Here is a 12,768-nt window from a genome sequence, read left to right on the forward strand (position 1 = left end):
GTCGAGGCCCGGGCGCAGCAGCAGCGCCCCCGCCCCCTTCGGCCCGCCGAGCTTATGGCCGGAGAGGGCGAGGCTGTCGGCGCCCAGCCCTTCCAGCGAGACCGGCATCCGCCCCGCCGCCTGCACTGCGTCAACGTGCAGCAGCGCGTCGTGGCGCCGGCAGAGGGCCAGCGCCCCGGCGACGGGGTGGATCACGCCGGTCTCGTTGTTGGCTAGCATCAGGCAGACCAGGGCCGGGGGGCCGGAAGACAGGCTGCGCTCCAGCGCCGCGAGGTCCAGCACCCCCTCCCCGTCCACCGGCAGCCGTTCCGCCTCCGGCGCGGCGGTCAGTACCGCCGGGTGCTCGGTGGCGCCGGCCAGGAGGCGGCGGCCCCGGCCCAGGCCGCGAATCGCCATGACATCCGCCTCGGTCCCGCCGGAGGTGAAGACCACGTCCCGCGCCCTGGCGCCGAAGCGGGCCGCCACCTGGGTGCGCGCCTTTTCCAGCAGGCGCCGGGCGGCCCGGCCCTCGGCATGGACGGAGGAAGGGTTGCCGGTCAGGTCCAGCGCCTCCAGCACCGCAAGCCGGGCCTCGGGGCGCAGCGGCTCGGTGGCATTGGCGTCAAGGTAGAGGGCGGGCGGGGTCATGCCTCCGCCTCCCCGCGACCCGGTCCCTGACCACGAGCGATCCCCGGGACCATGCCGGGCAGGAGCGGCGGCAGGGCGCGCCCGCGCACCTGGCCCCGGACCACATCCGCCAGCGACACGCCCAGCAGGAAGAGCCGGATCTGCTCGCCCAACTCGTCCCAGAGGTCGTGAGTCGCGCATTTGCGGCCGGCAAGGCAGCCGGAATCCTCCCCCGTGCAACGGGTGGCGCTGAGCGGCTCGTCCACCGCCTCGATAATCTCGGCCACGGAAATGGTCCCATCCGGGCGGGCCAGCCGGTAGCCGCCGCCCGGCCCGCGTGCCGATTCCACCAGCCCCGCGCGCCGCAGCCGCCCGAACAACTGCTCCAGATAGGCGAGCGACAGATTCTGCGCCGCGGCGATCTCGCCCAGGCTGACCGGAGGCTCCGGACTGCAGCTCGCACCGCGCGCGCGGTCCGCCATCTCCACCATCGCCATCACCGCATAGCGGCCGCGCGTCGACAGGCGCATGTCGTTCGGTCACCTCCGCGATGCCGTCGGTGTTTCCGCAAGGCCGGAAACAAAAAGGGAAAATTCCCGGTTGGAGCCTGAGACATGGGCCCCATGCCATGATTTCGTTAGGGTTTAGAGGAACCGCTCCCTATATTGGCCTCGCACCGGGGATCGTAAGCCCGCCCCGGCAGACATCAGATGATCGGAACCCTGCCGGTAAGGAAGGTGTCTCGCGGTATGCCACCTGCGTCCGCGGCACGCCCCTGTCGGCATCGCTCCATGAAACCAGGGAGAATGGAGTGGCCAGTGCGTCGTTTCCTCCGTTCCCCTTTCAGGGCTGTTGGCTCGGAATGCGTGACTGCGCATTCCCAAAGGAAGTGGACACCAGGGGACAATGCCTGAAGTGATGTTCGCCGGCCCCGATGGCCGGCTGGAGGGTCGCTACCACCATTCCAAGCGCCCGAATTCCCCCGTTGCCCTGATCCTCCATCCCCATCCGCTGCATGGCGGGACCATGAACAACCGTGTCGTGCACGGGCTTTATGGCCGTTTCCAGGCGATGGGCTTCTCGACCCTCCGCTTCAACTTCCGGGGCGTGGGGAAGAGCCAGGGCCGCTATGACGGCGGCATCGGGGAGATCTCGGACGCGGCGGCGGCGCTCGACTTTCTGCAGGCGGTGAATCCCTCTGCGCCCATGCTCTGGGTGGCCGGGTACTCCTTTGGTGCCTATGTCGGCATGCAGCTGCTGATGCGGCGGCCCGAGATGGGCGGCTTCGTCTCCATCTCCGCCCCGGCCAGCCACTATGATTTCGGCTTCCTGGCCCCCTGCCCCTGCTCGGGCCTGATCCTGCACGGCGCGCAGGACGAGCTGGTGCCGGAAAGCAGCGTGCGGAAGCTGGTGGACAAGCTGAACACGCAGAAGGGCGTGAAGATCGACTATCGCGTCATGGAAGGCGCAGGCCATGTCTTCACGCCCGACCAGACGGAGAAGGTCTGCGACGCCACCGAGGACCATGTGATGTCGGTGCTGAACCGTGCCCGCATGTCCATGGCGGCGGACTGAGACCTCCGGCCCGGACAAGGTCTTCCGTGTCTTCGCAGAACCGCCGGTTCCCTCGCTGGGAACCGGCGGTTCGCTGTTCCGGGGGTGGCGGAGGCCCGCCGTTTCCACGGTCCGGGTCGTGCCGGGCATGAAAAAAGGGCGCCCTGGACGGGGCGCCCTTCTTGTCGTTCCAGTCCGTTTCCGCTCCGGCCCCGCCCGCGGGCAGGCTGGCAGCAGCGGTCCGGTTCAGGCCGCCAGCGCCAGGGGCGCGTTCGGGCGGCGGAATTCCAGGATCAGCAGCCCGCCCACCAGCATCAGACAGGCGGTCATGGCGGCCAGCGCGACCGGGAGGGCCAGGAGCTGGCTGGCGCCGGCGCTGCCGAGCAGCGTGCCGACCACGGCCAGGATGGTGGCGATGCCGAGGAAGACGAGGGAGATGGCGAAGGACTTCATGATGCTGGGGTCTCCCAGGCCTGAGTGATCCGGCCGTTTCCGGCCTCTGAGGCGGAATCTGGGAGCCGCTCGCGGCACGGTGAGGACCCTTTTGTGGCATGAATCGGGCAAATGGACCGGCCGGTTCATGGCTGCCCCTCGATGGCCGCAGGGCCCGGCTTGCATGTTTCTTGCTGTCGGCTGGCGACCATGACCGTCACGAGATTCCATCCCGCCATGCGCCGCCTGCTTCTGCTCGCCGCCCTTCTCGCCCCGGCCTCCGTCACCCTTTCCGCCGCCTGGGCGCAGTCCGGCCCTGCCCCGCTGCGCAGCGCCGTGGACGGCACCTTCGCACCCCATGCCTTCCCGAAGCTGGATGGCGGCGTGCAGGGCTTCAACGTCGATCTCTTCACCGAGGTCGCGAAGCGGCTGGGCCGGCCGATCACCATCGACAGCGCCTCCTTCTCCGGGCTGGTGCCGGCGCTGAACGCCGGGCGCTACGACTTCCTCGCCGCGCCGGTGACCGTGACAAAGGAGCGGGCGGAGAACCTGCTCTTCACCGAGGGCTATCTCTACACCGAGTTCCAGTTCGGTATCCGCAAGGGCAATGCCCCGATCACTTCGCTCGACGACCTGAAGGGCAAGGCAGTCGCGGTGAACAAGGGCAGCGCCTATGACGCCTGGGCGCAGGCGAACGCGCCGAAGCTGGGCTTCACCTACCAGACCTATGACACCAACCCGGATGCCGTGCAGGCGGTGGTGGCCGGACGTGCCTATGCCGTTCTCGCGGGCAATACGGTGGTGAAGTACGCGGCATCCCGGCAGCCGCAGCTCGTGCCGGACTTCGTCATCAAGGAGACCCGCGCCCACTGGGCCGCGCCCTTCCGCAAGGACGAGGTGGCGCTGCGCAACCAGGTCGAGGACGTGCTGGAATGCATGAAGCGCGACGGCAGCCTGGCGAAGCTCAGCGAGAAGTGGTTCGGAGCGAGGCCGGCCGCCGACGATGCGGAGAACACCCCCTTCCCCGGCTATGGCGTGCCCGGCCTGCCCGGCTACGACCCGGCACCGCATGAGCCGCGCTGCGGCTGAAGACAGGTCCCCTTCCCCGTGGACTCGGGCTTCGTCTTCTCCTTCCTCAACGCCCGCGTCGCCGCCGAGTACTGGCCCCGCATCGCCGAGGGCTTCGCGCTGACCCTCGCGCTCGCCGCGCTGATCGTCGTCGCGGGGCTCCTGGCGGGGCTCGTGCTGGCGGCGGTCCGGGCGCTGGGCATCCGGCCGCTGAACTGGCTGATCGTCTTCCTCGTGGACCTGTTCCGTGCCCTGCCGCCGCTGGTGATCCTCGTGCTGCTCTACTTCGGCCTGCCCTCGGCGGGAATGTCACTCTCCGGCTTCTGGGCCACCTGGCTGGCGCTGACGCTGGTGCTCGCCGCCTTCGCCGAGGAGATCTACTGGGCTGGCATCACCGCCGTGCCGCGCGGGCAATGGGATGCGGCGCGGGCGCTGGGCTTCCGCTTCCTGCCCGTGCTGTTCCTGGTGGTGCTGCCGCAGGCGGTGCGGATGGTGATCCCGCCGCTGACCAACCGCACCATCGCCATCACCAAGGGCACGGCGCTGGCCTCGGTGGTGGGGGTGTCGGAGATCCTCGGCGCGGCGCAGTCCTCGATGGCCTTCTCGGCCAACCCGACGCCGCTGACCCTGGGCGCGCTCGCCTATGCGATCCTGTTCCTGCCGGTGGTCGGGCTGGGGCGCTGGATCGAGCGGCGCTTCACGCTCGGCCGGGCGCGGGGCGCCTGAGATGAGGAACTCCTGAGATGGAGGAATTCACCGCCGCCTTCCTGAACACCGAGATCATCGGGCAGGCGCTGCCGATCCTCTGGTCCGGGCTGAAGCAGACGCTGCTGCTTTCGCTGATGACGGTGCCGCTCGGCATGCTGGGCGGGCTGATCCTGGCCTTCGCCTCGCGCGCCGGCACGCGCTGGATCGCCTGGCCCGCCGTGGCGCTCACGGATCTCTTCCGCGCCGTGCCGCCGCTGGTGCTGCTGGTCTTCCTCTATGCGGGCCTGCCCTTCCTCGGGCTGGACATCGGCGCCTGGGGCGCGGTGGCCGTGGGCTTCTTCCTGAACACCGGTGCCTATTACGGGGAGATCCTGCGCGCCGGGCTGGACAGCGTGCCGCGCGGCCAGACGGAGGCGGCGCGGGCGCTGGGGCTGCGCTCCTGGCAGGCCATGCTGCTGGTGATCCTGCCGCAGGCCCTGCGCAACGTGCTGCCGGACCTGGTGAGCAACACGCTGGAGGTGGTGAAGCTCACCTCCCTCGCCTCGGTGGTGGCGCTGCCGGAACTGCTCTTCCAGGCGCGGCAGGCGCAGAGCGTGACCTACAACGCCTCACCCATCGTGGCGGCGGCCCTCGCCTATTTCCTGCTGCTCTGGCCCGTGGTGCGGCTGCTGTCGCGGCTGGAGAACCGTGCCGTGGCCGGCGGACGGTGAGAGGCGAGCAGCGGCCCCGTCAGGGACGCTGCGCCGCCATCTGCGCCAGATAGGCGATGAGGCTTTCCATGTCCCGCTCGGGAAGCTGTTCCTCGGTGAAGCCCGGCATCTTCTGGTCCGGCCAGTGGCGCAGGCTGGCCGGGTCGCGCAGGTAGCGGCGCAGGGAGGCGGGCTGGAAATACTCCACCGGGTTCATCGGGTGGTTGAGGTCCGGCCCCAGCATGGCCGTGCCACCGCCGTTGATCCGGTGGCAGGGCAGGCACTGGGTGACGAAGACCGTGAGGCCACGCCGGGCCGGGTGGCTGCCGGGCAGGGCCGGGTCCGGCTCCATCATCGGCCAGCGGGCCGTCGGCGAGGCGACATAGCGCAGGGTGGAAAGACGGTAGGTCCAGTACTTGGTCGGGATGCCGCCAGCCTCCGGCCTTTCCCACACGATGTAGAAGGGCCCCGTCCCCGCGGGTTTGCCGGGCATGGCGGGCCACGGGGCATCGGCCGGCTCGACGGCGATCCAGGCCCGGCTGCCCTCCTTGCCTCCGGTGCCGAGAACGGCACGCAGCGGGATCTGCGCCGCATAGCCATCCAGGGCGACGGTTTCCAGCGCGCTGTCCTCGGGCGGCGCCAGGCGAGACAGGAGGGAGGCGAGCGGCACCGCCCTGTAGCGCCGAGGCTGACGATAGGCGGGGTCCGCCGCGATCTCGATCTCCGCCGCTTCGGGATGTTGCAGGAGTTCGCTGCTGTCGAAGCTCAGGCTCTCCACGCCGCTTTCGAGGCGCAGCGTGGCCGCGGCGGCGGGAAGCGACAGGGTCAGGCAAGCGGCCAGGATTGCCAGAATGGATGGCATACAGAAGCTCTCGTCCAGGTTGTTTCCAGCAAGGAACAATAAGCCTGAACGTGTGACAACCGATTCGTTCCTATCCCGGAAGGCCCTGGAAGCCCTCCCTTCCACCCACCGCCTCGTCCACCTTGCCACGCCGTTCCTGTCCGGTCGGACAGAGATCGAGCAGCACGCAGCGATGACAGGCCGGCTGGCGGAAGAAGCAGCACCGCTGGCCATGCAGCATCAGCACCTCGTGGTCGTCATAGACCTGCTGCGCGTCCCATTCGGGCGGCAGCATGGCCTCCAGCACGCGGTGCGCCGGGCCGACGGCCAGCTTCGGCGGAATCAGCCCCAACCGGATGGCGACGCGGTGGTGGTGGCTGTCCACCGGCAGGGCACGGCGGCGCAGCGAGGAGAAGGACAGGACGGCCGCGCTGGTCTTCGGCCCGATGCCGGGCGGGGATTCGAGCCAGTCACGCGCCTCCGCCACTTCCATATCGGCGAGATGGCCCAGTTCCAGCCCTCCCCGCCGCTCGGTCAGGGCGCGCAGCGTGCGCTGCAGGGCCGGCGCCTTCGCCTCCGGCCATGTGCAGGGGGCAATGGCTGCCTCGACCTCGGCCACCGGCGCGTCCCGCACGCTTTCCCAGTCAGGGAAGCGCTCCCGCAACTGGCGGAAGGCCCGGGCGCTGTCGGCATTCTTCGTACGGTGCGAAAGCAGTGAGGAAACGAGTTCGTCCAGCGGGTCCAACGCGTGAAAATAGGCGATGGGACAGTGATAGGCCTCGCAGAGGCGGGCATGGACCTGCCGCAGCAAGGCACGCGGGTCATCGGTGGAAGTCCTGCGGTCCTGCGGCATCTGGCCCATGGTGCGTCGTTCTCCGGGAAGCAGGAGAACGCGCCCGCGTCCGGCCGGTTCGGTAGCGTGACAGCCTCCGGATGGCGTGATATTTTCCAAAAGTTAATCCATATGAATGATGAACGACCTTTCAAAGGATCGTTCTTCCGGAGGAATGCCTTCATGACCGCCCGCCGCACCCGAAGGGCCACGCTGCTGGCCGCCTGCGGAACCCTGCTGGGCCTCGCCTGGGCCGGTGCCCAGCCGGTCCAGGCCCAGGACAAGGCCGCGGCGAACTATCCCGACCGCCCGATCCGCGTGATCGTGCCCTTCGGGGCCGGCGGCACCACCGACCTCGTGGCGCGGCTGGTCGGGCAGACCATGAGCAAGCGGCTGGGCCAGCCGGTGGTGGTGGAGAACCGCGCCGGGGCCGGCGGCAACATCGGCAGCGATGTCTGCGCCAAATCCACGCCGGATGGCTATACGCTCTGCGTCGGCACGATCAGCAGCCATGCGATCAATGCCAGCATCTATCCGAAGATGCCGTTCGACAGCCAGAAGGACTTCGCGCCGGTGGCGCTGCTGGCGACGCAGCCGAACATCCTCGTCGTGGCCAACAACGTGCCCGCCTCCAACGTGACGGAGCTGGTGGCGCTGATGAAGGCGAAGCCCGGCTCCTTCGACTACGGCTCCTCCGGCGTCGGAACCTCGATCCACCTGGCGGGCGTGCTGTTCCTGCAGATGACCGGCACGGATGCGGTACACGTGCCTTATCGCAGCAGCGGCCAGATCATGACCGAGATGCTGGGCGGCTCGCTGCCGATGAGCTTCGACAACTTCTCCTCCGCCTGGCCGCATGTGCGCGACGGGCGGCTGAAGGCGATCGGCGTCGGCTCCAGGGAGCGCATGAAGGTGGCGCCGGACGTGCCCGCGGTGGCGGAAACGCTGCCGGGCTTCGAATCCCTGTCCTGGCACGGGCTCTTCGCTCCGGCGGGTACGCCGCCCGCCATCGTGGAGAAGCTGAACAGGGAGGCCCTGGCCTCGGTCCGGTCGCCAGAGGTGATGGCGCGCTACGAGGAGCTCGGGATCTCGTCCAGCAGCTTCACCCCGGCCGAGTTCAAGGATTTCGTGGCCGCCGAGACCAAGCGCTGGGGCGATGTCGCCCGGGCCGCGAACGTGAAGGTGGAGTAGGGCCGGCGGCCTTCTCCCCCGGAGGCGCCCGGCATCCGGGCGTCTCCGTTTCCGGGGCTTTCCGTCTTCAGCGCTGCCGCCAGGGCATCCCCTCGGCCTTCCACCCCGCCACCGTGCCGCGGTGGCCGGAGGCATCGGGCGGCCCCTCGAACCCGTCCGCGACGTTGAAGGACTTCCTGTAGCCGGCGGCCTGCGCCGTCTGCGCCGCGGCAAGCGAACGCGCGCCGGAGCGGCAGATGAAGTAGAGCGCGGTTTCCGGCTTCGCCCCGGCCCGCCGCAGCATGTCGGCGAAGCCGCCATTGACCTGCATGGATGGATAGAGCTGCCAAGGGATCAGCACCGGCTGGCGCCCCAGTTCCGAAAGATCCGGCAGGCCCACGAAGTTCCACTCCGCGTCGGTCCGGACATCCACCAGCATCGCGTCCGGATCGTCGCGCAGCCTGTCCCAGACCAGGCCGGACGGCACATCCTCGATCGTCATTCCAGGGCATCCTCGATCTGTTGGATGCAATCTGGTTTGATGCGGGCGCCGCGTCCATACAGGCCAGGGATCTCTTTCCGCGCATGTCCGCCTCCCCCCCTCCCGCCAAGGCCATGGCGGGACGATCCAGCCGCGTGCCCGTCCTTGCCGCCGCCTCCTTCGCCACCTCGACCCAGACCTTCGTGGTGTCCGGCCTGCTGAACGAGATGGCATCGGATCTTTCCATCTCCGTCGCGCAGGCCGGCCAGGTGACCACGGTCTTCGCCATGGCCTTCGGCCTTTCCGCCCCCTTCCTGGCGGCGCTCACCGCCCGCTGGCCACGGCGCCGGCTGCTGGTGGGGATGCTGTGCCTGCTTGCTCTGCTGAACGGGCTGATCGCGATCACCCATTCCTTCGCCGCGCTGATGGGGCTGCGCCTGCTCTGCGGCATGGCGGCCGGGATGGTGGTGCCGGCGGCGGCGGCCACGGCGGCGGGCCTGAGCACGCCGGAACATCGCGGCCGCGCCCTGGCGACGGTGGTGGCGGGCTCCACCTGCGCCTTCCTCTTCGGCGTGCCGCTCGGCTCCCTAGCGGGCGAGGTCTTCGGCTGGCGCGGCGCCTTCGGCCTCGCCGCCCTGCTGGCGCTCGGCGCGGCGCTGGCGATCCGGCTGCTGCTGCCGGAAGTGGCGGGCGAACACAGCGGGCTGCGCGGCCTCGGCAACCTGATGCGGACCGGCGTGCGCAAGACCCTGGCGATCACCTTCCTGGCCTTCGGCGCCAGCTTCTGCACCAGCGCCTTCATCGGCCCGGCGGTGAACCGGGTGAGCGGGCTGACCGGCGGGCAGGTCGGGCTGATGCAGGCGCTGATCGGCGCCGCCTCCTTCGCCGGCATCCCTCTGGGGGCCTGGATGGCAGACCACGGGGCGGTGCGGAAGCTCTGGCTGCTGCCGGCGGTGATGGTGCTGGCGGCAGTCGCACATTACGCCCTGCTCTCCGGCGCGGCGGATGGCATGGCCAGCGCGATCCTGTTCCAGGGCGCGGTGATCCTGGTGGCGGGGGCCTGCGCCTTCGCGCTCTCCCCCCTCCTTCAGGCGCGGCTGGTGGCGCTGGTGCCGGAGGCGCGCAACGTCGTGCTGGCGGCAAATTCCTCGGCGATGTTCCTGGGCCAGGCCACGGGCGCCCTGCTCGCCGGCATCGCCATCACGGCGTTGGGCATCCAGGGCATCGCGGCGGCGGGGGCGGCGATGGCCTTCGTCGCCTGCCTTGTCGCGGTCTGGATGAATCTCGGCGGACGATCCACCGGCCGCGCCTGACCGGCCGGCGCCGCGCCTCGTGGCCGCCCGCCCTGGAGGAGAGGCGCCGCGCGGTCCCGGAAAGCCGCTGTCCGTATCAGCTTGCCGTGCTCTCGGTGTCCGGCAGGCGTTCCACCTTGCCGACCACGAAGATGTAGGAGAGCGCGCCGATCAGGGCGAGTGCCGCGACATAGGTGAGGCCGGCGGAGAAGCCGTAGTCGCGGGCAAGATAGCCCACCACGATCGGCACGGTGATGCCGGACAGGTTGCCGACGAAGTTGAACACGCCGCCGGTCAGGCCCAGCAGGCGCTGCGGCGCGATGGCGGAGACCAGCGACCAGGTGATCGAGGCCAGACCGTTGCCGAAGAAGGCCAGCGTCAGGAAGGCGATCACCGCCGCCGGGCTGTCCACGAAATTGGCGCCGATGATGCCGATCGAGAGCAGCAGGCCGGTCACGATCGGCGCCTTGCGCGCGAAGCCCAGCGAGGCGCCACGCCGCACCAGTGCGTCCGAGAGCACGCCCGAGCACAGCACGCCGACGAAGGCGGCCAGGAAGGGGAGCGAGGCGAGGAAGCCCGCCTTCACGAAGTCCATGCCGCGCGCCTGGACCAGATAGGTCGGGAACCAGGTGAGGAAGAACCAGAGTGTCGAGGTCAGGCAGAACTGGCCGAGATAGACACCCCAGAGCTTGCGCGAGGAAAGCACGCGGCGGAGATCAGCGCCGCTGACGCGGCTGGGCGCCCGGGACGTCTTCCGGTCGAGATCGACGAGGCCGCCGCCCTGGCGGATCAGCTCGATCTCCGCCGGATTGGCCGAGCGGTGCTCGCGCGGCTCGCGGTAGAGGACGTACCAGGCCAGGCCCCAGGCGATGCCGACGCCGCCGGTGGCGACGAAGACCATGTGCCAGCCGATCTCCGTCTGGATCCAGATCAGCACCGGGGTCAGGAAGGCGAGGCCAACGAACTGGCCGGAGGTGTAGAAGCCGATGGCGGTGGCGCGTTCGCCCTCCGGGAACCAGGCCGTCACGACGCGGTTGTTGATCGGATAGGAGGGCGCCTCCATGGCGCCGATCGCCAGCCGCAACGCGATCAGGGCGGGGACGCTGTAGGCGAAGCCCAGCATCACCGTGGCGATGGACCAGAGGACGATCAGCGACGGGTAGAGGATGCGGGGCGAGACCTTGTCCACGAACCAGCCGCCGGGGATCTGGCAGATCGCATAGGTCCAGCCGAAGGCGGAAAGGACGAGGCCCATCTCCGCCGGATCGATCCCCAGCTCCCCGGCCATGGCCGGGGCGGCGATGGAAAGGTTGCTGCGGTCGAGATAGTTGATCACCACGGTAATGAAGAGCAGCACCATGATGCCGAAGCGCACGCGCGTGGGCTTCGCCGCGGTCGCCATGGCCGCGGGCGTATGGGAAACACTCATTCCGGACTTCCTGTTAGCGGTTATGCCCTCTCGGAGCGGCCGGCCTCACCACTCGGCGAAGCTGCCGTCCTTGTGGCGCCAGACCGGATTCCGCCAGCGATGGCCCGTTTCCGCCGCCTTGCGCACGAAATCCTCGTCCACCTCGATGCCCAGGCCCGGGCCCTGCGGGATGGCGACGTGGCCATCCCTGTATTCGAAGACCGAGGGATCCTTCAGGTAGTCGAGCAGGTCGCTGGTGGTGTTGTAGTGGATGCCCAGCGACTGCTCCTGGATGAAGGCGTTGTAGCAGACCGCGTCGAGCTGCAGGTTCGCCGCCAGGGCGATGGGGCCGAGCGGGCAGTGCAGCGCCAGCGCGATGTCATAGGCCTCGGCCATCGCCGCGATCTTGCGCGTCTCGGTAATGCCGCCGGCATGGGAGGGGTCGGGCTGGATGATGTCCACATAGCCTGCATGCAGGATGTTCTTGAAGTCCCAGCGGGAGAAGAGCCGCTCGCCGAGCGCGATGGGCGTGGCGGTGTGGTTGGCGATCTCCTTCAGCGCCTCGGCATGTTCGGAGAGCACCGGCTCCTCGATGAACATCAGCTTGAAGGGGTCCAGCTCCCTGGCCAGGACCTTCGCCATGGGCCGGTGGACACGGCCATGGAAATCCACGCCGATGCCGAAATTCGGCCCCATCTCGTCGCGGATCGCCTGCACGCGCTCCAGCACGGCATCGACCTTGTCATGCGTGTCGATGAACTGCAGCTCCTCGGTGCCGTTCATCTTCACCGCGGTGAAGCCGCGATCGGCGCATTCGCGCGCCATGCGCGCCGTGTCGCCGGGACGGTCGCCGCCGATCCAGGAATAGACGCGGATACGGTCGCGCAACTGCCCGCCGAGGAGCTGGTGCACCGGCTTGTTCAGCGCCTTGCCCTTGATGTCCCAGAGTGCCTGGTCGATGCCGGCGATGGCGCTCATGTGGATCGCGCCGCCGCGGTAGAAGCCGGCGCGGTACATGACCGTCCAGTGGTCCTCGATCAGCGAGGCGTCCTTGCCGATCAGGTAGTCGGCCAGCTCGTCCACGGCGGCGGCGACGGTGTGTGCCCGCCCCTCCACCACCGGCTCGCCCCAGCCGGTGATGCCTTCATCCGTCTCGACCTTCACGAAGCACCAGCGCGGCGGGACGATGAAGGTGGTGAGCTTGGTGATCTTCATGCGGCAGGTCCTCGGAACGTCGTGCGGGAAGCGGGTTCAGGCCTTCCGGCTCAGCCTTTCAGGGCCCGCCAGGCCTCGGCGAAGGCCCGGGCGTTCCGGCCGACCTCCGCCGCATCCATGCCCGGCTTGTAGAGGGCGGAGCCCAGGCCGAAGCCGGCGGCGCCGGCGGCGCGGAAGCCGTCCATGTTGTGCGGCGTGATGCCGCCCACCGGCAGGAAATGCGTCTCCTTCGGGAAGACGGAGCGCATCGCCTTCAGCACCGGCGGCGTCAGCAGCTCGGCCGGAAAGAGCTTCAGCGCATCCGCCCCGGCGGCCAGCGCGGCGAAGCCCTCGGTCGGCGTGACGATGCCCGGCGTGCAGAACAGGCCGGTGGTCTTGGCGGCGCGGATCACCGTGGCGTCGGCATGCGGCATGACGATGATGCGGCCGCCCGCCATGGCCTGTCTCTTGATCACAAGTCTCGACGTCAGCA

14 protein-coding genes and 1 pseudogene are annotated in these 12,768 nt (G+C 69.4%); 6 read left to right on the top strand and 9 right to left on the bottom strand.

The window, feature by feature from the left end; translation table 11 throughout:
- Together ROTAS13_RS10340 and ROTAS13_RS10345 are read right to left on the bottom strand one after the other, a co-directional pair.
- Nucleotides 1-627, bottom strand: a 627-nt coding sequence (locus ROTAS13_RS10340) for a cysteine desulfurase family protein (RefSeq protein WP_139323312.1), incomplete at its 3' end; no start/stop codon positions are given.
- A complete protein-coding gene (locus ROTAS13_RS10345) occupies nt 624-1,136 on the bottom strand; it encodes an Rrf2 family transcriptional regulator (protein WP_075822277.1) in 513 nt (170 codons plus the stop codon). The genes ROTAS13_RS10340 and ROTAS13_RS10345, both read right to left, overlap by 4 nt.
- A gap of 376 nt (nt 1,137-1,512) precedes the next feature.
- On the opposite strand from ROTAS13_RS10345, the gene ROTAS13_RS10350 reads away from it, so the two are divergent.
- Entirely contained in the window at nt 1,513-2,181 is a 669-nt protein-coding gene (locus tag ROTAS13_RS10350; RefSeq protein WP_026032966.1) for an alpha/beta hydrolase, read from the top strand.
- A 225-nt stretch (nt 2,182-2,406) separates the two neighbouring features.
- On the opposite strand, the gene ROTAS13_RS10355 is transcribed toward ROTAS13_RS10350, so the two are convergent.
- Nucleotides 2,407-2,613: a hypothetical protein gene (locus ROTAS13_RS10355; protein WP_019459751.1), complete on the bottom strand. Its 207-nt coding sequence runs from the start codon at nt 2,611-2,613 to the stop codon at nt 2,407-2,409.
- 189 nt (nt 2,614-2,802) lie between these two features.
- Between ROTAS13_RS10355 and ROTAS13_RS10360 the strand changes: the two genes are divergently transcribed.
- Genes ROTAS13_RS10360 through ROTAS13_RS10370 form a run of 3 tightly spaced genes read left to right on the top strand, consistent with a single transcriptional unit; the run spans nt 2,803 to nt 5,078 of the window.
- Entirely contained in the window at nt 2,803-3,681 is an 879-nt protein-coding gene (locus ROTAS13_RS10360; RefSeq protein ID WP_252571163.1) for a transporter substrate-binding domain-containing protein, read from the top strand.
- A gap of 18 nt (nt 3,682-3,699) precedes the next feature.
- Nucleotides 3,700-4,386, top strand: coding sequence for an amino acid ABC transporter permease (locus ROTAS13_RS10365; RefSeq protein WP_019459753.1), 687 nt, complete (start codon nt 3,700-3,702; stop codon nt 4,384-4,386).
- A 17-nt stretch (nt 4,387-4,403) separates the two neighbouring features.
- Nucleotides 4,404-5,078 carry an amino acid ABC transporter permease gene (locus tag ROTAS13_RS10370; RefSeq protein ID WP_019459754.1) on the top strand — a complete coding sequence of 225 codons (675 nt, stop codon included), beginning with the start codon at nt 4,404-4,406 and terminating at the stop codon, nt 5,076-5,078.
- A 19-nt stretch (nt 5,079-5,097) separates the two neighbouring features.
- Here ROTAS13_RS10370 and ROTAS13_RS10375 read toward each other — a convergent pair whose 3' ends face one another.
- Nucleotides 5,098-5,919 (bottom strand): cytochrome c, encoded by an 822-nt coding sequence (locus ROTAS13_RS10375; RefSeq protein WP_019459755.1) that lies wholly within the window; start codon nt 5,917-5,919, stop codon nt 5,098-5,100.
- 70 nt (nt 5,920-5,989) lie between these two features.
- On the bottom strand, nt 5,990-6,760 hold the full coding sequence (gene nth / locus ROTAS13_RS10380) for an endonuclease III (protein WP_083755470.1): 771 nt from the start codon (nt 6,758-6,760) through the stop codon (nt 5,990-5,992).
- Nucleotides 6,761-6,913: 153 nt separating this feature from the next.
- Here nth and ROTAS13_RS10385 point away from each other — a divergent pair, with 153 nt between their 5' ends.
- Nucleotides 6,914-7,921 carry a tripartite tricarboxylate transporter substrate binding protein gene (locus ROTAS13_RS10385; RefSeq protein ID WP_019459757.1) on the top strand — a complete coding sequence of 336 codons (1,008 nt, stop codon included), beginning with the start codon at nt 6,914-6,916 and terminating at the stop codon, nt 7,919-7,921.
- Nucleotides 7,922-7,988: 67 nt separating this feature from the next.
- Here ROTAS13_RS10385 and ROTAS13_RS10390 read toward each other — a convergent pair whose 3' ends face one another.
- Nucleotides 7,989-8,402, bottom strand: a complete 414-nt coding sequence (locus tag ROTAS13_RS10390) for a rhodanese-like domain-containing protein (protein WP_019459758.1) — start codon at nt 8,400-8,402, stop codon at nt 7,989-7,991.
- Between the two features lie 83 nt (nt 8,403-8,485).
- Between ROTAS13_RS10390 and ROTAS13_RS10395 the strand changes: the two genes are divergently transcribed.
- On the top strand, nt 8,486-9,694 hold the full coding sequence (locus tag ROTAS13_RS10395) for an MFS transporter (protein ID WP_075822279.1): 1,209 nt from the start codon (nt 8,486-8,488) through the stop codon (nt 9,692-9,694).
- A gap of 76 nt (nt 9,695-9,770) precedes the next feature.
- Here ROTAS13_RS10395 and ROTAS13_RS10400 read toward each other — a convergent pair whose 3' ends face one another.
- The 3 genes and pseudogenes from ROTAS13_RS10400 to ROTAS13_RS10410 all read right to left on the bottom strand — a co-directional run.
- Nucleotides 9,771-11,102 (bottom strand): MFS transporter, encoded by a 1,332-nt coding sequence (locus ROTAS13_RS10400; protein ID WP_075822280.1) that lies wholly within the window; start codon nt 11,100-11,102, stop codon nt 9,771-9,773.
- Between the two features lie 45 nt (nt 11,103-11,147).
- The gene (dgoD, locus tag ROTAS13_RS10405; protein ID WP_019459761.1) at nt 11,148-12,296 is read right to left on the bottom strand and encodes a galactonate dehydratase; all 1,149 of its coding nucleotides are present in this window, start codon (nt 12,294-12,296) and stop codon (nt 11,148-11,150) included.
- A gap of 50 nt (nt 12,297-12,346) precedes the next feature.
- Nucleotides 12,347-12,768, bottom strand: a pseudogene (locus ROTAS13_RS10410) (2-dehydro-3-deoxy-6-phosphogalactonate aldolase); the annotation flags it as partial.

The organism is Roseomonas sp. TAS13, from assembly GCF_001950415.1.
In the GTDB taxonomy this organism is placed as follows: Bacteria; Pseudomonadota; Alphaproteobacteria; order Acetobacterales; family Acetobacteraceae; genus Roseomonas; species Roseomonas mucosa.

Excerpts from the sequence above, each read along its gene's own strand:
- nth (WP_083755470.1), bottom strand. The coding sequence starts at position 6,760 with ATGGGCCAGATGCCGCAGGACCGCAGGACTTCCACCGATGACCCGCGT.
- ROTAS13_RS10395 (WP_075822279.1), top strand. The coding sequence starts at position 8,486 with ATGTCCGCCTCCCCCCCTCCCGCCAAGGCCATGGCGGGACGATCCAGC.
- ROTAS13_RS10375 (WP_019459755.1), bottom strand. The coding sequence starts at position 5,919 with ATGCCATCCATTCTGGCAATCCTGGCCGCTTGCCTGACCCTGTCGCTT.
- dgoD (WP_019459761.1), bottom strand. The coding sequence starts at position 12,296 with ATGAAGATCACCAAGCTCACCACCTTCATCGTCCCGCCGCGCTGGTGC.
- ROTAS13_RS10350 (WP_026032966.1), top strand. The coding sequence starts at position 1,513 with ATGCCTGAAGTGATGTTCGCCGGCCCCGATGGCCGGCTGGAGGGTCGC.
- ROTAS13_RS10345 (WP_075822277.1), bottom strand. The coding sequence starts at position 1,136 with ATGCGCCTGTCGACGCGCGGCCGCTATGCGGTGATGGCGATGGTGGAG.
- ROTAS13_RS10385 (WP_019459757.1), top strand. The coding sequence starts at position 6,914 with ATGACCGCCCGCCGCACCCGAAGGGCCACGCTGCTGGCCGCCTGCGGA.
- ROTAS13_RS10355 (WP_019459751.1), bottom strand. The coding sequence starts at position 2,613 with ATGAAGTCCTTCGCCATCTCCCTCGTCTTCCTCGGCATCGCCACCATC.
- ROTAS13_RS10370 (WP_019459754.1), top strand. The coding sequence starts at position 4,404 with ATGGAGGAATTCACCGCCGCCTTCCTGAACACCGAGATCATCGGGCAG.
- ROTAS13_RS10400 (WP_075822280.1), bottom strand. The coding sequence starts at position 11,102 with ATGAGTGTTTCCCATACGCCCGCGGCCATGGCGACCGCGGCGAAGCCC.
- ROTAS13_RS10360 (WP_252571163.1), top strand. The coding sequence starts at position 2,803 with ATGACCGTCACGAGATTCCATCCCGCCATGCGCCGCCTGCTTCTGCTC.
- ROTAS13_RS10390 (WP_019459758.1), bottom strand. The coding sequence starts at position 8,402 with ATGACGATCGAGGATGTGCCGTCCGGCCTGGTCTGGGACAGGCTGCGC.